Annotated in this window: 18 protein-coding genes; 7 read left to right on the top strand and 11 right to left on the bottom strand. The window is 50.7% G+C overall.

All coding sequences use genetic code 11. The features are described from left to right. Window positions 1-3: 3 nt before the first annotated feature. Window positions 4-2,058, bottom strand: a complete 2,055-nt coding sequence (gene helD / locus ACJHXB_RS08430; RefSeq protein WP_000420538.1) for a DNA helicase IV — start codon at window positions 2,056-2,058, stop codon at window positions 4-6. 122 nt (window positions 2,059-2,180) lie between these two features. Between helD and ACJHXB_RS08425 the strand changes: the two genes are divergently transcribed. Together ACJHXB_RS08425 and yccS are read left to right on the top strand one after the other, a co-directional pair. Continuing rightward, window positions 2,181-2,627 (top strand): YccF domain-containing protein, encoded by a 447-nt coding sequence (locus tag ACJHXB_RS08425; protein WP_001261235.1) that lies wholly within the window; start codon window positions 2,181-2,183, stop codon window positions 2,625-2,627. A gap of 9 nt (window positions 2,628-2,636) precedes the next feature. Beyond that, window positions 2,637-4,799, top strand: coding sequence for a YccS family putative transporter (gene yccS / locus ACJHXB_RS08420; protein ID WP_000875041.1), 2,163 nt, complete (start codon window positions 2,637-2,639; stop codon window positions 4,797-4,799). Here the strand turns inward: yccS and sxy are convergent. Then, on the bottom strand, window positions 4,762-5,391 hold the full coding sequence (gene sxy, locus ACJHXB_RS08415; protein ID WP_000839153.1) for a CRP-S regulon transcriptional coactivator Sxy: 630 nt from the start codon (window positions 5,389-5,391) through the stop codon (window positions 4,762-4,764). The genes yccS and sxy overlap by 38 nt on opposite strands. 218 nt (window positions 5,392-5,609) lie before the next feature. Here sxy and sulA point away from each other — a divergent pair, with 218 nt between their 5' ends. Beyond that, complete coding sequence (gene sulA / locus ACJHXB_RS08410; RefSeq protein ID WP_000288710.1) at window positions 5,610-6,119, top strand: SOS-induced cell division inhibitor SulA; 510 nt, start codon at window positions 5,610-5,612, stop codon at window positions 6,117-6,119. Between the two features lie 356 nt (window positions 6,120-6,475). Then, entirely contained in the window at window positions 6,476-7,528 is a 1,053-nt protein-coding gene (gene ompA, locus ACJHXB_RS08405) for a porin OmpA (protein WP_000750418.1), read from the top strand. A 75-nt stretch (window positions 7,529-7,603) separates the two neighbouring features. On the opposite strand, the gene matP is transcribed toward ompA, so the two are convergent. After that, the gene (gene matP / locus ACJHXB_RS08400; protein WP_000877161.1) at window positions 7,604-8,056 is read right to left on the bottom strand and encodes a macrodomain Ter protein MatP; all 453 of its coding nucleotides are present in this window, start codon (window positions 8,054-8,056) and stop codon (window positions 7,604-7,606) included. Between the two features lie 185 nt (window positions 8,057-8,241). Here matP and ACJHXB_RS08395 point away from each other — a divergent pair, with 185 nt between their 5' ends. Both ACJHXB_RS08395 and fabA read left to right on the top strand, forming a co-directional pair. Continuing rightward, window positions 8,242-10,002 (top strand): Lon protease family protein, encoded by a 1,761-nt coding sequence (locus ACJHXB_RS08395; protein WP_000156477.1) that lies wholly within the window; start codon window positions 8,242-8,244, stop codon window positions 10,000-10,002. A gap of 68 nt (window positions 10,003-10,070) precedes the next feature. Beyond that, window positions 10,071-10,589 carry a bifunctional 3-hydroxydecanoyl-ACP dehydratase/trans-2-decenoyl-ACP isomerase gene (gene fabA, locus ACJHXB_RS08390; RefSeq protein WP_000227927.1) on the top strand — a complete coding sequence of 173 codons (519 nt, stop codon included), beginning with the start codon at window positions 10,071-10,073 and terminating at the stop codon, window positions 10,587-10,589. Window positions 10,590-10,658: 69 nt separating this feature from the next. On the opposite strand, the gene rmf is transcribed toward fabA, so the two are convergent. The 6 genes from rmf to rlmKL all read right to left on the bottom strand — a co-directional run bounded on the left by rmf (window position 10,659) and on the right by rlmKL (window position 18,697). Beyond that, window positions 10,659-10,826, bottom strand: a complete 168-nt coding sequence (gene rmf / locus ACJHXB_RS08385; protein WP_000828648.1) for a ribosome modulation factor — start codon at window positions 10,824-10,826, stop codon at window positions 10,659-10,661. Between the two features lie 255 nt (window positions 10,827-11,081). After that, window positions 11,082-11,645 (bottom strand): membrane integrity-associated transporter subunit PqiC, encoded by a 564-nt coding sequence (gene pqiC, locus ACJHXB_RS08380; RefSeq protein ID WP_000759110.1) that lies wholly within the window; start codon window positions 11,643-11,645, stop codon window positions 11,082-11,084. After that, window positions 11,642-13,282: an intermembrane transport protein PqiB gene (pqiB, locus tag ACJHXB_RS08375; protein ID WP_410233483.1), complete on the bottom strand. Its 1,641-nt coding sequence runs from the start codon at window positions 13,280-13,282 to the stop codon at window positions 11,642-11,644. The genes pqiC and pqiB overlap by 4 nt, the downstream gene beginning before the upstream one ends. Before the next feature lie 4 nt (window positions 13,283-13,286). Continuing rightward, a complete protein-coding gene (pqiA, locus tag ACJHXB_RS08370; protein ID WP_000333176.1) occupies window positions 13,287-14,540 on the bottom strand; it encodes a membrane integrity-associated transporter subunit PqiA in 1,254 nt (417 codons plus the stop codon). A 129-nt stretch (window positions 14,541-14,669) separates the two neighbouring features. Next, window positions 14,670-16,577, bottom strand: coding sequence for an ABC transporter ATP-binding protein (locus ACJHXB_RS08365; RefSeq protein WP_000053080.1), 1,908 nt, complete (start codon window positions 16,575-16,577; stop codon window positions 14,670-14,672). 11 nt (window positions 16,578-16,588) lie between these two features. Continuing rightward, window positions 16,589-18,697, bottom strand: coding sequence for a bifunctional 23S rRNA (guanine(2069)-N(7))-methyltransferase RlmK/23S rRNA (guanine(2445)-N(2))-methyltransferase RlmL (gene rlmKL, locus ACJHXB_RS08360; RefSeq protein ID WP_001086523.1), 2,109 nt, complete (start codon window positions 18,695-18,697; stop codon window positions 16,589-16,591). 243 nt (window positions 18,698-18,940) lie between these two features. Here rlmKL and ycbX point away from each other — a divergent pair, with 243 nt between their 5' ends. After that, complete coding sequence (gene ycbX / locus ACJHXB_RS08355) at window positions 18,941-20,050, top strand: 6-N-hydroxylaminopurine resistance protein YcbX (RefSeq protein ID WP_000224276.1); 1,110 nt, start codon at window positions 18,941-18,943, stop codon at window positions 20,048-20,050. Here ycbX and zapC read toward each other — a convergent pair. Both zapC and pyrD read right to left on the bottom strand, forming a co-directional pair. Next, window positions 20,047-20,589 (bottom strand): cell division protein ZapC, encoded by a 543-nt coding sequence (gene zapC, locus ACJHXB_RS08350; RefSeq protein ID WP_001295353.1) that lies wholly within the window; start codon window positions 20,587-20,589, stop codon window positions 20,047-20,049. The two genes, ycbX and zapC, sit on opposite strands and share 4 nt — an antisense overlap. 173 nt (window positions 20,590-20,762) lie before the next feature. After that, window positions 20,763-21,773 (bottom strand): quinone-dependent dihydroorotate dehydrogenase, encoded by a 1,011-nt coding sequence (pyrD, locus tag ACJHXB_RS08345; RefSeq protein ID WP_001469506.1) that lies wholly within the window; start codon window positions 21,771-21,773, stop codon window positions 20,763-20,765. Between the last annotated feature and the right edge of the window lie 38 nt (window positions 21,774-21,811).

The following is a 21,811-nucleotide window of genomic DNA, read 5'->3' as shown; positions in this document are numbered from 1 at the left end:
TTCTTACGGTTTTCTCGCCACCGGCACATCCAGATTTTTCAGTATTTCGACAAATGGAGAGGGATTCTCTTTGTTAAACAGTGCCCATACCCGATGGCGTGCCCGGGTCAGCGCCACGTACATTAACCGCCGTTCTTCAGCGTCCGGGAAATCCTCAACCGGTGGCAGTAGCGCCTCTTCCATAATCGACTCCCGCGCCGCAGCCGGAAAACCATCACTCCCCTCCTGCAAGCCAACGATGATGACGTAATCCGCCTGTTGCCCTTTGCTGGCATGAATGGTCATAAAGTCGATTTGCAACTTCGGCCAGCGTGTTGCCGCTTTTTCCAGGCTGGCAGGCCTCATGTGATGGTAACGCGCCAGGATCAGAATGCGCTCTTCCGGTTTGGCATAACCAGAGAGCTTATCCAGCAAAGCGTCAAGATGGCTCTCATCCAATAACGTGACGGCTTTTTTGTCTCCATTGGTTAAGCTGTTTAGCGGCTTTTTCAGCTGGCCTGGGTTCTGCTGAATAAACCGGTTTGCCACCTCACCGATACGACTGTTAAAACGGTAAGTCGTGTCTAAATCGCAGCGATCACCTTCACCAAAGTTTTCATGGAAAGCGGTGGTGAGCGACATTTGCGCACCGCTGAAGCGATAAATCGCCTGCCAGTCATCACCAACGGCGAACAACGTCGTCTGACTGTTTTGCTTGCGTAATGCCGCTAACAACGCTGCGCGCTGCGGCGAGATATCCTGAAATTCATCAACCAGAATATGCTTCCACGGGCTGATAAAGCGACCTTTCTCCAGAATCACAATCGCCTGGTGAATAAGGCCCGAAAAATCGACAGCGTTTTCTGCCTTCAGCGCACCTTTCCAGGCTTTTAATAACGGGGCCATCAACTTGATACGTTTACTGAACAGATCGCGAATCTCTTCGGGTGCACTGGCAATCATTTCTGCCTGTGCGCCACCGTGCATCCGCATCAGACTTACCCAACGATCGAGGCGTGAGGCAAGACGACGCTGTAATTTTTCATCATCCCAGAAGTTACCTTCTGGCACTGACCACTGCATTTCTTCCGTCAGCCATTGCCGCCAGCCCTTCGCCTGCGCTTTCTTTTCGCTGCATTGCTTGCGCCACTCAGCAATAAAGAGTTCATGACGGGCAGCGGTATCATTTTCCAGTTTGCTGACTATCGGAACTTTTTTGCTGCCCTGCTGAATAATATGCAGCGCCAGCGCATGAAACGTGCGTGCGGTAATGTCTTCGGTATGTAGCCGTTCGCGAATACGCTCGTCCATCTCTTCAGCGGCTTTGCGACCAAACGCCAGCAATAAAATTTGCTCAGGGGACGCTTCACCACGCACCAGCAACCAGCCTGCACGGGCCACCAGCACCGACGTTTTTCCGCTTCCTGCACCTGCCAGCACTAACAGAGAATGCTCGCCATTAACGACTGCCCGGGCCTGCGCCGGATTCAGCGGTGAAGACTCGACCTGGCGGAAAAAATCCGCATACTCGGTAAGCATGGCTTCGGTATACGCCTGGTTATGCTGCAACCGAGCGCTTTCAATATCTTTCAACCAGGCCTGACATTTACGCCACGCCTCACGGCAGTTATCGAATTCTTCCAGTCGGTTAACCGGCAACGGCAACGCCGACAAAGCCTGGCGGATTTGTTGCTGAACGCCAGAGGTTTGCTCACGCGTCAGCCATTTATTTTCTCCAGTGCGCGTGGCAATCAAATCCAGTTGCTGGCGTAAAACACCAGACGCAATTTCGCTCATCTCGCCACTCCACCGCCGCCAGTGAGCATCAAGATGATGGTAAAAACGCTGCGTCTCGCCCCATTCGGTACCGTGCAGACGCACCACTTTTTCGCCCGGCAGTACAAATTCCAGCTCGCCCCATACCAGACCGCGCTTACAGTGAATCGCCAGTAATTGATTGAAAGGAATAAGGTATTCGTGGCGATCGCCGGAGACTTTAATCCCGGCATTGAGGATCACCGCCCGATCGTAAGGGTGCTGTGCCAGACGTTTTCCAAGCGTTGTCGCTTTCAGTTCCATGACTCTGTAGATCCACACGAAATGATTTCTTATCAGTGTAACCGTCAGAGAAAACGTGCTCCAGCCCAAAAAAACGTTACAATTGCCGCCCATTACTGAAAACCACAGTAAAGCGAGGTTTTATGCGTACCGTTTTGAACATTCTGAACTTTGTGCTTGGCGGATTTGCCACCACTCTGGGCTGGCTGTTGGCGACTCTGGTCAGTATTGTGCTGATTTTTACCTTACCGCTGACACGATCCTGCTGGGAGATCACTAAACTGTCTCTGGTGCCTTATGGCAATGAAGCTATTCATGTCGATGAACTGAACCCGGCTGGCAAAAATGTGCTGCTAAATACTGGCGGTACGGTATTGAATATTTTCTGGCTGATTTTCTTTGGCTGGTGGTTATGCCTGATGCACATTGCAACGGGCATCGCACAATGTATTTCCATCATTGGCATTCCTGTCGGCATTGCGAACTTTAAAATTGCCGCTATTGCACTATGGCCGGTCGGTCGTCGCGTGGTATCGGTAGAAACAGCGCAAGCTGCGCGTGAAGCCAATGCACGTCGTCGTTTTGAATAATCCACTAATATGGCCTTTATGCTAAGTCCTTTGCTCAAACGCTATACCTGGAACAGCGCCTGGCTGTATTACGCGCGTATTTTTATTGCGCTTTGTGGAACCACAGCGTTTCCGTGGTGGCTGGGTGATGTAAAACTGACGATTCCGCTGACGCTGGGGATGGTGGCAGCGGCGCTGACCGATCTCGATGACCGGCTGGCGGGACGTTTGCGTAACCTCATCATTACGCTGTTCTGCTTTTTTATCGCCTCGGCCTCAGTAGAACTGCTGTTTCCCTGGCCCTGGCTATTTGCGATTGGCTTAACGCTCTCAACCAGCGGCTTCATTTTGCTCGGCGGTCTGGGTCAACGCTATGCAACAATTGCCTTCGGTGCGTTACTGATCGCCATTTACACTATGTTGGGGACGTCACTGTATGAGCACTGGTATCAGCAGCCGATGTATCTGCTGGCCGGTGCCGTCTGGTACAACGTCCTGACACTTATTGGTCATCTACTGTTCCCGGTCCGCCCGCTGCAGGACAACCTGGCGCGTTGCTATGAACAACTGGCGCGTTACCTTGAGCTCAAGTCGCGCATGTTTGATCCTGATATTGAAGATGAAAGCCAGGCACCGCTGTACGATTTGGCACTCGCCAACGGTCAGCTGATGGCGACATTGAATCAGACGAAACTCTCGCTGCTGACCCGCTTACGTGGCGATCGTGGTCAACGGGGAACGCGTCGCACGCTGCATTATTACTTTGTCGCACAGGATATTCACGAGCGTGCCAGCTCTTCTCATATTCAGTATCAAACATTGCGTGAACATTTTCGCCACAGCGACGTGCTGTTCCGTTTTCAGCGGCTGATGTCGATGCAGGGCCAGGCGTGCCAGCAACTGTCACGCTGTATTTTGCTGCGTCAGCCTTATCAACATGATCCGCATTTTGAGCGCGCTTTTACGCATATTGATGCTGCGCTGGAGCGGATGCGCGATAACGGCGCGCCTGCCGATTTACTCAAAACACTGGGTTTTTTGCTGAACAATTTACGCGCCATTGATGCCCAACTGGCAACAATTGAATCAGAACAGGCCCAGGCACTGCCCCATAATAATGACGAAAATGAGCTCGCTGATGACAGCCCGCACGGATTGAGTGATATCTGGCTGCGTCTTAGCCGTCACTTCACGCCGGAATCCGCCCTCTTCCGTCATGCGGTAAGAATGTCGCTGGTGTTGTGCTTCGGCTACGCCATCATTCAGATAACCGGAATGCATCACGGGTATTGGATCTTGCTGACAAGTTTGTTTGTCTGCCAGCCAAACTATAACGCCACTCGCCACCGCCTGAAGTTAAGGATTATTGGGACGCTGGTAGGTATCGCGATTGGCATTCCTGTGCTGTGGTTTGTGCCGTCACTGGAAGGGCAGCTGGTGCTACTGGTTATTACCGGCGTGCTCTTTTTTGCCTTCCGTAACGTGCAATATGCCCATGCAACGATGTTCATCACACTTTTGGTGCTACTGTGTTTTAACTTGCTGGGTGAAGGTTTTGAAGTGGCGTTACCTCGCGTAATCGATACGCTGATTGGTTGTGCCATTGCGTGGGCGGCAGTGAGCTACATCTGGCCTGACTGGAAGTTTCGCAATCTGCCGCGAATGCTCGAACGCGCCACAGAGGCCAACTGCCGGTATCTCGATGCCATACTGGAGCAATACCATCAGGGGCGTGATAACCGTCTGGCGTATCGTATTGCCCGCCGCGATGCACACAACCGTGATGCTGAACTGGCGTCGGTGGTATCAAATATGTCCAGCGAGCCGAACGTTACCCCGCAAATTCGCGAGGCCGCGTTTCGGTTGCTGTGCCTTAACCATACGTTTACCAGCTATATCTCAGCCCTCGGTGCTCACCGGGAGCAGTTAACTAATCCTGAAATTCTGGCGTTTCTTGATGACGCAGTTTGCTATGTTGATGACGCGCTACATCATCAACCTGCTGATGAAGAACGCGTCAATCAGGCATTAGCTGGCCTGAAACAGCGAATGCAGCAACTTGAACCGCGGGCAGACAGCAAAGAACCTCTGGTCGTACAACAAGTCGGGTTATTGATTGCATTACTGCCAGAGATTGGTCGTCTGCAACGCCAGATTACTCAAGTTCCGCAGGAAACTCCTGTTTCGGCGTAAGAGAGTCAGCCCATTCTGCAAGCTCCTGGCGGCGTGCCACCGGGAGCGCAGCTTCATGAATGCCGATAATGGCCCCTTCAAGCATAAACAGAATCTTTTCTGTCACCAGACTGTTTTGCTGCCGCAGTCGCAACCAACACATTTTTGCCCCAAGTATACGTAACGCCCGTACATCCTTAATCCCCACCTCCCCGAGAATCGCTTCCAGATGAAAAGACATATTGGGCAAATCTTTCAGTCTTTCCCGGGTATTGCGCGTGCTTTTCTCTTTCAGCGCTGCATCGAGAGAATATTTCGACAGACGCACCAGCTTCAGTTGATTTCGCCATAGACTTTCATCAACCCGATAGTAATTGAGGGTAACGGATCGGCCACACTTTTTATATGTCAGCCAGACAGGCGGATGTTTTACACAGTACTGTGCACTTTGCTCACAAGCCCGAAGATACAACTCACCATCAGAAACCATCGCAAACACCGTGTCGTCAACGGTCAGGCTGTAACTACCAAACAATGATCGGTATTCAATTGTGCCCAACGTTGCCAGGTATTCTTGTGATTTATAGATCCGCTTATAGGAGAGGCTTTTCATAAAATTCCTTTTAAAATCATAACATAAAAGAATGATTCACATTAACGGATCCGTTAACTACGAAAATAGGCAACTTATTCTTAAGGGGCAAGATTAATTTATGTTTTCCCGTCACTAACGACAAAATTTGCGAGGCTCTTTCCGAAAATAGGGTTGATCTTTGTCGTCACCGGATGTACTGTACATCCATACAGTAACTCACAGGGGCTGGATTGATTATGTACACTTCAGGCTATGCACATCGTTCTTCGTCGTTCTCATCTGCAGCAAGTAAAATTGCGCGTGTCTCTACGGAAAACACTACAGCCGGGCTTATCAGTGAAGTTGTCTATCGCGAAGATCAGCCCATGATGACGCAACTTCTACTGTTGCCATTGTTACAGCAACTCGGTCAGCAATCGCGCTGGCAACTCTGGTTAACACCGCAACAAAAACTGAGTCGGGAATGGGTTCAGGCATCTGGGCTACCCTTAACGAAAGTGATGCAGATTAGCCAGCTCTCCCCTTGCCACACCGTGGAGTCAATGGTTCGCGCTTTACGCACGGGCAATTACAGTGTGGTGATCGGTTGGTTGGCAGATGATTTGACTGAAGAAGAGCATGCTGAACTTGTTGATGCGGCAAATGAAGGTAACGCTATGGGGTTTATTATGCGTCCGGTAAGCGCATCCTCTCACGCAACGAGACAACTTTCCGGGCTAAAAATTCACTCTAATTTGTATCATTAAGTAAATTTAGGATTAATCCTGGAACTTTTTTTGTCGCCCAGCCAATGCTTTCAGTCGTGACTAATTTTCCTTGCGGAGGCTTGTCTGAAGCGGTTTCCGCGATTTTCTTCTGTAAATTGTCGCTGACAAAAAAGATTAAACGTACCTTATACAAGACTTTTTTTTCATATGCCTGACGGAGTTCACACTTGTAAGTTTTCAACTACGTTGTAGACTTTACATCGCCAGGGGTGCTCGGCATAAGCCGAAGATATCGGTAGAGTTAATATTGAGCAGATCCCCCGGTGAAGGATTTAACCGTGTTATCTCGTTGGAGATATTCATGGCGTATTTTGGATGATAACGAGGCGCAAAAAATGAAAAAGACAGCTATCGCGATTGCAGTGGCACTGGCTGGTTTCGCTACCGTAGCGCAGGCCGCTCCGAAAGATAACACCTGGTACACTGGTGCTAAACTGGGCTGGTCCCAGTACCATGACACTGGTTTTATTCCTAACAATGGTCCGACCCACGAAAACCAACTGGGTGCAGGTGCTTTTGGTGGTTACCAGGTTAACCCGTATGTTGGCTTTGAAATGGGTTACGACTGGTTAGGTCGTATGCCGTACAAAGGCGACAACATCAACGGCGCATACAAAGCTCAGGGCGTTCAGCTGACCGCTAAACTGGGTTACCCAATCACTGACGATCTGGACATCTACACTCGTCTGGGTGGTATGGTATGGCGTGCAGACACCAAGGCTAACGTACCTGGTGGCGCATCTTTTAAAGACCACGACACCGGCGTTTCTCCGGTTTTCGCTGGCGGTGTTGAGTACGCGATCACTCCTGAAATCGCTACCCGTCTGGAATACCAGTGGACCAACAACATCGGTGACGCACACACCATCGGTACTCGTCCGGACAACGGCATGCTGAGCCTGGGTGTTTCCTACCGTTTCGGTCAGGGCGAAGCAGCTCCAGTAGTTGCTCCGGCTCCAGCTCCGGCACCGGAAGTACAGACCAAGCACTTCACTCTGAAGTCTGACGTTCTGTTCACCTTCAACAAAGCAACCCTGAAACCGGAAGGTCAGGCTGCTCTGGATCAGCTGTACAGCCAGCTGAGCAACCTGGATCCGAAAGACGGTTCCGTAGTTGTTCTGGGTTACACCGACCGCATCGGTTCTGACGCTTACAACCAGGGTCTGTCCGAGCGTCGTGCTCAGTCTGTTGTTGATTACCTGATCTCCAAAGGTATCCCGGCAGACAAAATCTCCGCACGTGGTATGGGCGAATCCAACCCGGTTACTGGCAACACCTGTGACAACGTGAAACAGCGTGCTGCACTGATCGACTGCCTGGCTCCGGATCGTCGCGTAGAGATCGAAGTTAAAGGCATCAAAGACGTTGTAACTCAGCCGCAGGCTTAAGTTCTCGTCTGGTAAAAAACCCCGCTGCTGCGGGGTTTTTTTTCGTCTTTAGAAAATTGAACTGACTTTCGTCAGTTATTCCTTACCCAGCAATGCCTGCAGATCCTGCTTCAAAGAAGACATTTTATTCGCGTATTTCTCTTTGTTTTCCGCATCTTCAATCAGCTGAACAATCGTTTCAGAAAGCGTTTTACCGCGACGCTGCGCAAGACCAGCCAGACGTTGCCAGACAATAAATTCCAGATCGATCGATTTTTTGCGCGTATGCTGGTGTTCCGCATTAAAATGGCGCTTCCGTCTGGCCCGAATGGTTTGCTTCATGCGATTGACCAGTTCCGGATTCATATGCTTGTCAATCCAGCCATTTACCAGCACGGGTTCATTTTCCAGCGAGAGCAACACATCGACGGCTTCCTGGGCGGCACTGGCTTCTATGTAACGGGTGATTAACTCCCCTTCGCGGTGCTTCTTCACCAGATACTTCCATTTCCAACCGCTTTCAAGATTTTCAAGTTGTTGATATTTCATAGCGATCTCAATGTTACCGTGTAACTCTTTACAGAATATCAGCTTTTTGGGTCAGTGAAGAAAAGAATCTCCATCCTGTGAGCTTTAACGCCCATGCCAGGAGTATTGTCGGTGCTTTCTACGTGTGCTGCAGTGCCGGTTACGGTATAATCGCGGCTTTGACAACAGACTAAAAAACATCAACTTTGACCATTACGAAACTTGCATGGCGTGACCTGGTTCCTGATACCGATAGCTATCAGGAAATATTTGCTCAGCCACATTTGATTGACGAAAACGATCCTTTATTCAGTGATACTCAACCGCGACTGCAATTTGCGCTGGAGCAGTTGCTGCATACGCGAGCATCCTCCTCTTTTATGCTGGCGAAGGCCCCGGAAGAGTCTGAGTATCTGAATCTTATTGCCGATGCCGCGCGTGCGCTACAAAGCGATGCAGGCCAACTGGTGGGCGGTCACTATGAGGTTTCCGGGCACACCATCCGCTTACGTAACGCAGTGAGTGCAGATGATAATTTTGCGACTTTAACGCAAGTTGTCGCTGCCGACTGGGTAGAAGCGGAACAACTCTTTGGCTGCCTGCGCCAGTTTAATGGCGACATTACCCTGCAGCCAGGTCTGGTGCATCAGGCAAATGGCGGTATTCTCATCATCTCTTTGCGTACACTGCTGGCGCAACCTCTGCTGTGGATGCGGCTGAAAAATATCGTTAACCGCGAGCGTTTTGACTGGGTTGCGTTTGATGAGTCGCGCCCTCTCCCCGTCTCTGTGCCTTCGATGCCATTGAAGCTGAAAGTCATTCTGGTAGGCGAACGCGAATCATTGGCTGATTTCCAGGAGATGGAACCAGAGCTTTCAGAGCAGGCTATTTATAGCGAATTTGAAGATACTCTGCAGATTGTCGATGCGGAGTCAGTAAGCCAGTGGTGTCGCTGGGTAACATTGACCGCCAGACATAATCACTTACCTGCACCGGGAGCGGATGCCTGGCCGGTACTTATCCGCGAAGCAGCCCGCTACACCGGTGAACAAGAAACACTTCCGCTTAGCCCGCAGTGGATCCTCCGCCAGTGTAAAGAGGTCGCCTCCCTGTGCGATGGCGACACCTTCTCCGGCGAGCAGCTAAACTTAATGCTACAGCAGCGTGAATGGCGCGAAGGTTTCCTCGCTGAACGCATGCAGGATGAGATTCTTCAGGAGCAAATCCTGATTGAAACCGAAGGCGAACGCATCGGGCAAATTAACGCCCTTTCGGTCATTGAATTTCCGGGTCATCCACGCGCTTTTGGCGAACCTTCTCGCATTAGCTGCGTTGTGCATATTGGCGATGGTGAATTCACCGACATCGAACGCAAAGCGGAGCTTGGCGGCAATATCCATGCGAAAGGGATGATGATCATGCAGGCGTTCCTGATGTCGGAACTACAGCTTGAGCAACAGATCCCCTTCTCAGCATCGCTGACATTTGAGCAGTCATACAGTGAAGTGGATGGCGATAGTGCCTCGATGGCTGAGCTCTGCGCCCTGATAAGCGCCCTCGCCGATGTGCCGGTGAATCAGAGTATCGCTATCACAGGTTCAGTCGATCAGTTCGGTCGTGCCCAGCCGGTCGGTGGTTTAAATGAGAAAATCGAAGGCTTCTTTGCTATTTGCCAGCAACGTGAGTTAACCGGGAAACAAGGTGTCATTATCCCCACTGCTAACGTTCGCCATTTAAGTCTTCACAGTGAACTGGTGAAAGCGGTAGAAGAAGGCAAATTCACCATCTGGGCAGTAGACGATGTGACTGACGCACTGCCGTTATTATTAAATCTGGTGTGGGATGGCGAAGGCCAAACGACGCTGATGCAAACCATCCAGGAACGTATCGCGCAAGCATCGCAACAGGAAGGACGTCACCGTTTTCCATGGCCATTACGTTGGCTGAACTGGTTTATTCCGAACTGATCGGACTTGTTCAGCGTACACGTGTTAGCTATCCTGCGTGCTTCAATAAAATAAGGCTTACAGAGAACATGGTAGATAAACGCGAATCCTATACAAAAGAAGACCTTCTTGCCTCTGGTCGCGGTGAACTGTTTGGCGCTAAAGGCCCGCAATTGCCAGCACCGAACATGCTGATGATGGACCGTGTGGTCAAAATGACCGAAACGGGTGGTAACTTCGACAAAGGGTATGTTGAAGCAGAACTGGATATCAATCCGGATCTGTGGTTCTTCGGATGCCACTTCATTGGCGATCCGGTTATGCCAGGATGCCTGGGCCTGGACGCAATGTGGCAGCTGGTAGGGTTCTACCTCGGCTGGCTGGGCGGCGAAGGTAAAGGCCGCGCGCTGGGCGTTGGCGAAGTGAAATTCACTGGTCAGGTACTGCCGACAGCGAAAAAAGTGACCTACCGTATTCACTTTAAACGCATTGTTAACCGTCGTCTGATTATGGGCCTGGCGGATGGCGAAGTGCTGGTTGATGGTCGTTTGATCTATACCGCCAGCGACCTGAAAGTCGGTCTGTTCCAGGATACGTCTGCCTTCTGATTATAATCAGACAGAGTATCAAAAGGCGAAACCTCCGCAATGCGGAGGTTTCTTTTTAAAGAGACAGAATCAGGCCATTACTACCCTGTCCGCCATGGCTTCTCGCCAGCCTCCCAGCCATTGTGACCTTTGATTCAGCGTCTGATAGGGACACATTTCTTTTGAGCGTCCGGCGATGCCGGCCTGATAACCACGTTGATGTGCCCGTTCCAGGCGATCTCGTTTTTGTCTCTTCATGCCTCGTTTCCCTCATACTGGTTTCTGGTGGAAAAGAAAACAGTGATTACTAAATGTGCAATCACAGTTAAGCAATACCGCGAATCATAACTGCCGTCAATGCGCAAAATTCACGCCACTGTCATATTTGTGAGCTACACGGGCATGTCGGTTGTACAAAAAATGTGAAGAGGAACAACTTTTTCCGCACCTTAGAAACAAAAAAACCGCCTCAGGCAACATACCGGAGACGGTTATATTTACAAATCTTTATAATTAAGGTAGACGCTTTATCTCTTGCGCAATAGAAGCGGCTTCCTGACTCCAGACACTGGCCAGTACTTTAACCATCTCATCGTAACCATCCTGAGTTTGCACCCCTTCCAGACGGAACGGACGTTTGATCAGTTGTCCCTGGTGGTTCAACAGCCATTCACCACTGACAATGACCTTGCCATCATAGCGACCGTTAAACTCCGTTACGGTAACATTGAGCGTGTCCTGGGCGCTTCCCAGAGGCTGGGAGGCAACCACCCAGCCGGGCAGTTGCGTACTCAGGTTGGCAACCAGAGTGTTGCGCAACTGTTGATCCAACGGGCTGGCCCACAAGTTGTTGTTGGCAATCACATACTTCACATCACTGGTTTGATAAACCACACCATTTCCGGCCAGATAGTCAGGAACAGCGACCTGCTCTACCCATAACAGGCGATTACCCTGGCTGGCGGTACTTTGTGTACCGCTCTGCACCACAGGTAACTGGTAATAGTTTTTATTAATTTCGCCGGAGCTGCATCCGGCCAGCCACAGTGCTGCAATCGTCACTAGCCACTTTTTCATTGTTTCGCCCTCTTCGGCTCTGGATCTTTTTTGTCCTTCGCTTCAAATACCAGCGCGTTACTCTTCTCATTGAGCGTTTTCAGCACCGGTTGCAGTTCTCGCAACACCTGATCAAGGCGCTGCATATCCGTCACCATCTTGTTGTAGGCTGCGGAGCCAGGCTGGAAGCCCTGCATGCTGCGATTCAATTCACGCAACGTTGACTGCATATCCGTCGGTAACTGCTGCATCGACTGGCTGGCGAGGATCTTGTTCATGCTATCCAGCGTCGTTTGCAGGTTTTTCATTGTGCGCTGACTTTCAGAAAGCGTACTGGTTGCCTGTTCAATCATCGGATTCAATGGCAGTTTGTTGATCTTATCCAACGCTTCCATCAGTCGTTGCTGGATTTGCGCCAGACCGCCGCTAACGGTCGGGATAATCTGATAACCATTAAATTCACGAATACCGGTTATTGCAGGCGTATTTGGATAGAAATCGAGATCAACATACAGTGCGCCAGTGACCAGGTTTCCGGTTTTCAGCGATCCGCGTAAACCACGTTTCAACAATTCGCCAAGGTGCTCAACAACATCCGCATTTTCGCCAAGCTGCATTTTCAGCCGCTCTGGCTCGATACGAATCAGTACCGGAATACGGTAATCATCGTTAAATGTCTGACGCATATTCGGCGCAAAGAATGGCACTTTGCTTACGGTACCCAGGCGAATACCCCGGAATTCTACCGGAGCTCCCGGTTGCAGACCGCGTACCGAATCTTTAAAGAACATCAGATAATCAATGTGATCGGTGTACAACGAATCCTGAATGCTCTTCTGATCATCATACAAAACGAAAGCTGTTTTCGGTGCCACTGGCTGCCCTAAATCCAGACCTTCCGGCACATCAAAGCTGACACCGCCACTAAGCAGCGTTGTCAATGAGCCCATCTCCACACGCATTCCCGCTGACGTCAAATCAACCGCAATGCCACTATCTTTCCAGAAGCGAACATTGCTGGTCACCAGTCGGTCATAAGGTGCATTGATGAACAGTTGATAGCTGATATTGCGTTTTTGCGTATCGAAGGTGCTGGTTTCAACCGAACCTACCCGATAGCCACGGAACAGCACGGGATCTCCTGGCGAGAGCTGCCCGGCTTTTTTGCTATCGAGAATCACACGGATACCTTTCGCATCAGGCGGGGCCAACGGTGGCGAGTCCAGCAAATCGTATTTATCCATTTTGCTGCCTTTCGCGCCTGGCTGCAGTTCGATATAAACCCCAGACAGCAGCGTTCCCAGGCCGCTAATCCCTTCTCGACCAATCTGCGGTTTCACCACCCAAAAGACGGTATCTTTATGCAGCAATTTTTCCATACCGGAATTCAGCCGCGCTTTGATTTCAACGTGCGTCAAATCATCAGCCAGTGTGGCGCTTTCAACCACGCCGACGTCAACGCTACGGCTTTTAATGGTGGTTTTACCACCTTCTATTCCTTCCGCATTCGCGGTGATCAGGGTCACTTCCGGCCCCTGATGGCTGTAATGATAAAAAAGAACCCAGGCCCCAATGAGCGCCGTGACGATAGGAAATATCCACACGGGAGACCAGTTCTTCACTTTCTGGATTTTGGCTTCCCCATTATTAGATTCCATACTGTCAGGACTCCTCATGCTCTGATTCAGGTTGACGATCCCACGACAAACGCGGGTCAAACGTCATAGCAGAAAACATTGTCATTATGACGACTAAAGCAAACATTAATGCACCCATTGCCGGATAAATACTCATTAAACCTCCCATACGCACCAGCGCCGAGAGCACCGCGATAACGAAAACGTCAATCATCGACCAGCGGCCTACAAACTCAACAACTTCATAAATCAAATGCATTCTTTCACTGTCGCGCTTGCCATGCCCTTTGGCATCCCAACACAGCCACGCGATGGCGATCATCTTTAACGTTGGCACCATAATACTGGCCAGAAAGATCACCGCAGCGACGGGATAAGAGCCTTCGCTCCATAACAGGATGACCCCAGCGAGAATCGTCGATGGCATCTTCGAGCCTAATAAATCCGTCACCATGATGGGCAAAATATTAGCCGGAAGATACAGCATGATGGACGTAACAAGCAGCGCGAGTGTCCATTGCAGGCTGTTTCTACGCCGAACGTACCCTTTGGTACTACAGCGCGGGCATACGGGTTCGTCAGCAGGAAGGATTGCCGTACAACAGGAGCATGAACGCAGCCCCTGACGTATCCCCGTGACGCCTGGTTTTAGCGGCTGGCGCAGTTCTGGCATCGGGGCGATATCGTCCCATAACCAGCGACGATCAACGCACTGAAAGGCGCGCAGTTGCAGGACACAAAATAAACACCAGGGGAGAAAGCTGCTGCCGACACCAATGCTGCCGTAGGCCATCAGTTTAACGAAACTGACCAGCACACCCGCGAGGAAAATCTCCGCCATTCCCCAGGTTTTGAGTTGAAAAAGCACCCGTGCCAGTTGCTCTTTTAAACGGACCGGTAATTCCGCGCGATTCACCAGTAACAGAATGGTTATCAGACAAAACGCGGGAACCAGTTGCACAAACAACAGGAAAAAGGTGCCGAGGCTGGCGTAGTCCTCAGAAAAAAGCACGCCGGGAATTTCCAGTAATGTAATTTCACTGGTAACTCCTGCAACGTTCATATTCACAAAAGGAAACAAGTTGGACAGCAACAGCATGAACAGTGCAGCCAACGCATAGGCGGTGGGACGCTGCCGAGGGGCATCCCACGCCACGGTTAACGTTGTGCCACACCGGGGACATGCCGCTTTCTGACCATGCTCAAGGCGCGGTAACGCCACCAGCATGTCACACTGCGAGCACAGGATGTGCTTCGCGGCATGATGATGTTCGCACATTGGTACTCCTTAATGATGCGCTATTTTACAGATGACTAACAAAGTGTTGGTTTTCATGCCTGATAAACCCAGTTCATCAGGCAATTTTACCGTTGTCAGCTGTCTCTGTTTAAATCGACTATTTTGCGATCAGCCACCATTTTTTAACGCTTCAAGATACTCCCAGCGTTCAAAGGCTTGCTCCAGCTCCTGCTCTGCAGCAGCCATATCGGCGAGCACTTTTTGCGTCTGCTCATGCGGCTGACTGAAGAAGGAAGCATCCGCCACCTGCGTCTGTAGGGCTTCCAGCTTCGCCTCCAGATCTTCGAGCAATTGCGGTAGCTGCTCCAGTTCGCGCTGCAATTTATAGCTTAGTTTGCTACTGCTGCGTTTTACAGTTTCTGCTTTTGGCGCGGCGGCTTCTTCGATTTTTTTCACCGCAGGCTGTTTGAGCGCCACATACTGTTCTTGCTGACCACGGGCATCATGATAACCGCCGACATAACGACCAATTTTACCGCCGCCTTCGAAGATCCAGCATTCTGTAACGGTGTTATCGACAAACTGACGATCGTGGCTCACCAGCAATACCGTGCCCTGGTAGCTGTCGATCAGTTCTTCCAGCAGTTCCAGCGTTTCAACATCAAGATCGTTGGTCGGTTCGTCAAGAATCAATAAGTTGCTTGGTTTGAGGAACAAACGCGCCAACAACAAGCGGTTACGCTCACCGCCAGAAAGCGCACGTACCGGCGTCATCGCCCGTTTAGGATGGAACAGGAAGTCCTGCAAATAGCCTAAAACATGGCGTGGCTTGCCGTTAACCATCACCTCTTGCTTACCTTCAGCAAGGTTATCCATCACCGTTTTATCGGGATCCAGTTCCGCACGGTGCTGATCGAAATAAGCCACTTCCAGTTTGGTGCCAACGTGAATACGCCCGCTGTCCGCCTGAAGCTGACCGAGCATCAGTTTCAGCAGCGTGGTTTTGCCGCACCCATTCGGGCCAATCAGGGCAATTTTGTCGCCACGTAGAACCTGGGCCGAAAAATCTTTCACCAGTTGCTTACCGTCAACCTGGTAGCAAACGTCTTCCATTTCGAAAACGATCTTACCGGAGCGGCTGGCCTCTTCCACCTGCATCTTTGCGGTACCCATCACTTCGCGACGTTCGCCACGCTCACGACGCATTGCTTTCAGGGCGCGTACGCGGCCTTCATTACGGGTACGGCGTGCTTTGATCCCCTGGCGGATCCACACCTCTTCCTGCGCCAGTTTGCGATCGAACTCGGCATTTTGTAGTTCTTCCACGCGCAGGGCTTCTTCTTTTTCCAGCAGGTACTGGTCGTAATTCCCAGGATAGGTCACAAGCTTGCCGCGATCGAGATCAACAATGCGCGTCGCCATATTGCGGATAAACGAACGGTCGTGGGAGATGAAAATTATCGTCCCATTGAAGGTTTTAAGGAATCCTTCCAGCCAGTCGATGGTTTCGATATCCAGGTGGTTAGTCGGTTCGTCGAGCAGCAATACGCGCGGATTGCTCACCAGCGCGCGTCCTAATGCCGCTTTACGCAACCAGCCGCCGGAAAGCGACGACAGCGCAACGTTAGGATCTAACCCCAGTTGCGCCAGCACTTCGTTAATGCGGTTTTCCAGCTGCCACAGGTTGTGGTGATCCAACTGTTCCTGAACCTTCGCCAGTTCGTTGAGATTTTTCTCGCTCGGGTCGTTCATCACCAGGCGCGAAATATCGTGATAGCGTTTCAGGTATTCCGCTTGTTCTTCAATGCCTTCGGCAACGAAATCATAAACACTCCCCTCAACGTTACGCGGCGGATCCTGTTGCAGACGAGCTACAATCAAATCTTGCTCGTAAATAATGCGACCGTCATCCAGCCCTTGTTCACGGTTGAGGATTTTCATTAACGTCGATTTGCCTGCGCCGTTGCGGCCTACCAGACAAACACGTTCGTTATCTTCGATATGCAGTTCTGCGTTATCGAGAAGCGGCGCGTCGCTGAACGACAGCCATGCGCCATGCATACTGATTAATGACATTACTATTCCTTTCAGGCTGCGGTAATCAGCCAGCAGTTGTGGATCTGGCGGTTACGGGCGAAATCCTGGGAGAGCGTTTTTTGCGTAATTTCTTGTGCTTTCAGTCCCAGTTTTGCCAGTCCGTCAAGATCCATACGGAAGCCACGTTTGTTGTTCGAGAACATGATCGTCCCGCCTGCACGCAGCAGACGTTTCAAATCTTTCATCAGCGCCAGATGATCGCGCTGAACATCAAACGCATCTTCCATTCGTTTTGAGTTAGAGAAGGTTGGCGGATCGATAAAGATCAGATCGAACTGTTCATTTGCATCACGCAGCCACGCCAGGCAATCGGCCTGAATCAGGCGATGCGCACGCCCGGTTAGGCCATTCAGACGCAGGTTGCGTTCTGCCCACTCCAGATAAGTACGCGACATATCCACGGTGGTGGTGCTGCGTGCACCGCCTAATCCCGCGTGCACGGTGGCGCTGCCGGTATAAGAGAACAGGTTGAGGAAATCTTTGCCTTTGCTCATCTGACCGAGCATACGACGGGCGATACGGTGATCGAGGAACAGACCGGTATCGAGGTAATCCGTCAGGTTCACCCACAAGTGAGCGTTATATTCGGTAACTTCGAGAAACTCGCCCTTCTCGCCCAGTTTCTGGTACTGATTTTTGCCCTTCTGGCGTTCACGGGTTTTCAGCACCAGTTTGTTTGGCGCAATCCCCAATACCGAAATGGTTGCAGCGATAATATCGAACAGACGCTGACGCGCTTTGTGCGCATCAATAGTTTTTGGCGGCGCATACTCCTGCACCACCACCCAATCGGCGTAGCGGTCAACTGCAACGTTGTATTCCGGTAGATCGGCGTCGTACAGGCGGTAGCATTCAATGCCTTCCTGACGCGCCCACTTCTCGAATTTTTTGAGGTTCTTACGCAGACGGTTGGCGTAGTCTTCTGCCACCATTGCCGGTTTGCTGTCTGGTGTGCTTTCGGCAACGTGGTAATTTTTCTGCACGCAGTCTAATGGACCGTTTTTCGCTTTGTACTGTTTGTCTGCACGCAACTGCAGGCAACTTAACAGATCCGGCGAGGCACTGAATAAAGAGAGATTCCAGCCGCCGAACTGGTTTTTCATGATTCGGCCCAGCAGGCTATGCAGCGCAATCAGCGCCGGTTCACTGTCCAGACGTTCACCGTATGGCGGGTTGCTCAACACTGTACCGTACGGCCCTTTCGGCAGCGGATTGGTCAGTTGCGCGACATCTTTCACCTCAAAGGTGATCAGTTCACCAATCCCCGCAAGACGGGCGTTAGTGCGTGCACGTTGAATCACCCGTGCGTCGCTGTCCGAACCGTAAAAATGAGAGCTATACTCAGCCAGGCCTTTACGGGCGCGAGTTTGCGCTTCCGCTTTCACTTCCTGCCAGATAGCTTCATCATGCTGCGCCCAGCCGCTAAAGCCCCAACGCCCACGGTGCAAGCCTGGTGCGCGATCGGTCGCCAGCATCGCCGCTTCAATCAGCAACGTACCGGAACCACACATCGGATCGAGCAGCGGTGTTCCTGGCTGCCAGCCGGATCGCATAACAATCGCGGCTGCCAGGGTTTCTTTGATCGGCGCAATACCAGCACGATCGCGATAGCCACGCAGATGTAAACCATCACCACTGAGATCAAGGGCAATACTGGCGGTTTCTTTATGCAGCCAGACGTTAACGCGGATATCCGGCGCATCGCGATCAACATTTGGACGCGGCAGATTTTTCCGCGTGAAAGCATCGACGATCGCGTCTTTCACTTTCATCGCACCGTACTGACTGTTGCGGATGGTGTCATTCAAACCACTGAAGTGGACAGCGAAGGTCGCGCCAGGATTAAACATCTCTGTCCAGTTGATCGCCTGAACACCGAGATAGAGGTCTAAATCGCTGTAAACCTTACACTCGCCCAGCGGCAACATAATACGCGAGGCCAGGCGGCTCCACATCAGGCTCTGGTAAACAAGCCGTGTGTCGCCCTTGAAATGGACCCCACCCTGAACCACCTGGCATTCAACGGCCCCCAGGTTTTCCAGTTCAGTTTTTAACAGCTCTTCCAGCCCACGGGCCGTACTGGCAAACAGAGAATTCATATCGTCACTTTTACTCTAAGAGCCTACCGCAGTAGGCGTAATTGTTGCAGTCAGTCTGGACATGGACAGCGCGGAGAAACCGGAGCGTACACAAGTACGTGAGGATTTCGAGCACAACCCAGGGCCAAACTGACAAATAAAATAGCCTAATGGGACAGGCGCTAAGAAAATTGTTGCGCATTATAGCTAATAAGCGCGTCATGTCATAAAGTTGAGGGCTTATTTTCATTTGAGGACCACACCGTGGCGACATTAACCCGGCTTTTTATTCATCCTGTTAAATCGATGCGCGGCATTGGTCTTACACATGCCCTGGCAGATGTCAGTGGTCTGGCCTTCGATCGCATCTTTATGATCACGGAACCTGACGGTACGTTTATTACCGCTCGCCAGTTTCCCCAGATGGTACGGTTTACTCCTTCACCTGTGCATGATGGCTTGCATCTCACCGCACCAGATGGCAGTAGCGCATATGTTCGTTTTGCTGATTTCGCCACACAAGACGCACCAACCGAAGTTTGGGGCACACATTTTACCGCGCGAATTGCACCAGACGCGATCAACAAATGGCTAAGTGGATTTTTCTCCCGCGAAGTGCAGTTGCGCTGGGTGGGGCCACAAATGACGCGGCGCGTGAAACGCCACAACACTGTACCCCTGTCATTTGCTGATGGCTATCCTTACCTTCTTGCTAACGAAGCCTCGTTACGTGATCTCCAACAACGTTGTCCGGCCAGTGTAAAAATGGAGCAATTCCGCCCTAATCTGGTGGTTTCCGGCGCGTCAGCCTGGGAAGAAGATAGCTGGAAAGTGATTCGTATTGGTGATGTGGTGTTTGATGTGGTTAAACCTTGTAGCCGCTGTATTTTCACCACCGTCAGCCCAGAAAAAGGGCAAAAACATCCGGCAGGCGAACCATTAAAAACATTGCAATCTTTCCGCACTGCCCAGGATAACGGCGATGTCGATTTTGGCCAGAATTTAATTGCCCGTAATAGCGGCGTAATTCGCGTTGGCGATGAGGTGGAAATTCTGGCAACGGCTCCGGCTAAAATTTACGGCGCAGCCGCCGCTGATGATACCGTCAACATCACGCAACAACCGGACGCAAATGTAGATATTGACTGGCAGGGACAGGCATTTCGTGGAAATAACCAGCAGGTGTTGCTGGAGCAATTAGAAAATCAGGGAATTCGTATCCCTTATTCTTGCCGCGCGGGCATTTGTGGAAGTTGCCGTGTTCAGCTTTTAGAAGGCGAAGTCACGCCGCTGAAAAAATCAGCAATGGGCGATGATGGCACCATTCTTTGCTGTAGCTGTGTACCGAAGACTGCGCTTAAGCTGACGCGTTAGACTGCCTGTTCGAGGCTGAAGCTGTCAACATTAACCTGCGGTTTCAGCCTGTCGTTCATGATTTTGATGGCGTCGCCCAGCTGCATCGCGCGACCCGCAATAACAACGCAGGGTTGTGCCAGTAGGCATAGTGCGGCATTTTCGCCAGATTCAACGACCAGCAAATTGACTTGCTCGTGAGTGTCGCTCAACCAAACGCAGGCCGCATCGCCCGGCATGGGCACCCACATTTCACCATGGGAAACAAAATGCCAGCTTTTCGGCATTTGCGGTTTGAGATAACGAATTGCTACCAGCGCATTAAGCACCAGTTCGGCTTTTTGTTCTTTAGATAAATTAAAATCGCGGCATTTTTCTTCAAATGAGAAATAGAGCGCGGCGTCATCAACGCAAAAGCCTGCGGGAGAAAAGGCATCTGGAGTCAACATTTTGCGCGCAAAACGTGAGCGAAATAGCATACCATTGGCTAAATCGAGCATCATTCGATCGTGCTCTTCATCGTAATACCAACGCCAGTTATCGTCTGGTTTAATTCGCATTTGCCTCTCCCCTACCCTATAAAACCGCAGCAACACAATCCATTGTCGCTTCGCTTAATAACCTCAACAATAAAAGTACAAAATGTCTAAATAAGCAACAGCGATGAATATAAAACAACCAGGGCTGAAAATAAAGCCCTGATTATCTTATAAAGAGGAATTCGAAGAAATAATTAGATATGGGTAACGATTTCTTTAATCAGCGGCGGACCTTTAAAAATAAAACCAGAATAAATTTGCACCAGTGAGGCCCCCGCAGCAATCTTTTCACGCGCAGCGATAACCGAGTCAATGCCGCCAACACCGATGATCGGTAAGCGACCGTTTAATTCCTGTGACAAGCGGCGAATAATTTCTGTGCTTTTTAACTGAAGCGGACGACCACTTAAGCCACCGGTTTGATCACAATTTTTCATTCCCTGAACCAGAGAACGATCGAGCGTGGTATTGGTTGCAATAACGCCATCAATATTATGGCGAACTAAACTATCGGCAACCTGGATCAATTCTTCTTCAGAAAGATCCGGCGCGATCTTCACTGCGATAGGCACATATTTATGGTGCATCGCTTGCAAATCATTTTGCTTATTTTTAATCGCGGTTAAGAGATCATCCAGCGCTTCACCATATTGCAGCGTGCGTAATCCTGGGGTATTCGGCGATGAAATATTGATGGCGATATATCCCGCATAGGCATAGATTTTTTCCATACAAATCAGATAGTCATCTTTGCCCTGCGCCACTGGCGTATCTTTATTTTTGCCGATATTAATACCCAGGACGCCGTCATAATGGGCCTTTTTTACGTTCTCTACGAGATTATCAACGCCAAGATTATTAAAGCCCATACGGTTGATCAAACCTTCGGCATCTACCAGACGAAAGAGACGCGGCTTATCGTTACCTGGCTGTGGACGTGGCGTGACGGTACCGATCTCGATCGATCCAAATCCCATCGCGCCTAACGCGTCAATGCACTCCCCGTCTTTATCAAGACCGGCTGCCAGACCAAGCGGATTTTTAAACGTCAGGCCCATGCAGTTAACAGGTTTCGCAGGCACTTTCTGCCGCACCAGTGCTTCAAACGGCGTTCCGGTAATGCGGCGTAATTGCTGAAAAGTAAACTCATGAGCGCGCTCTGGATCGAGCTGGAAAAGGGCTTTACGAACGAAGGGGTAGTACATGAACTCTCCTGGATTCCCGGTGTGCAAACCGGGGGCGT

Origin of the sequence: Escherichia sp. WS3227_2, assembly GCF_046486495.1 — a bacterium.
GTDB lineage: Bacteria > Pseudomonadota > Gammaproteobacteria > Enterobacterales > Enterobacteriaceae > Escherichia > Escherichia coli.
The sequence above is the reverse complement of the archived record's forward strand: the minus strand, read 5'-3'. Positions and strand labels throughout refer to the sequence as shown.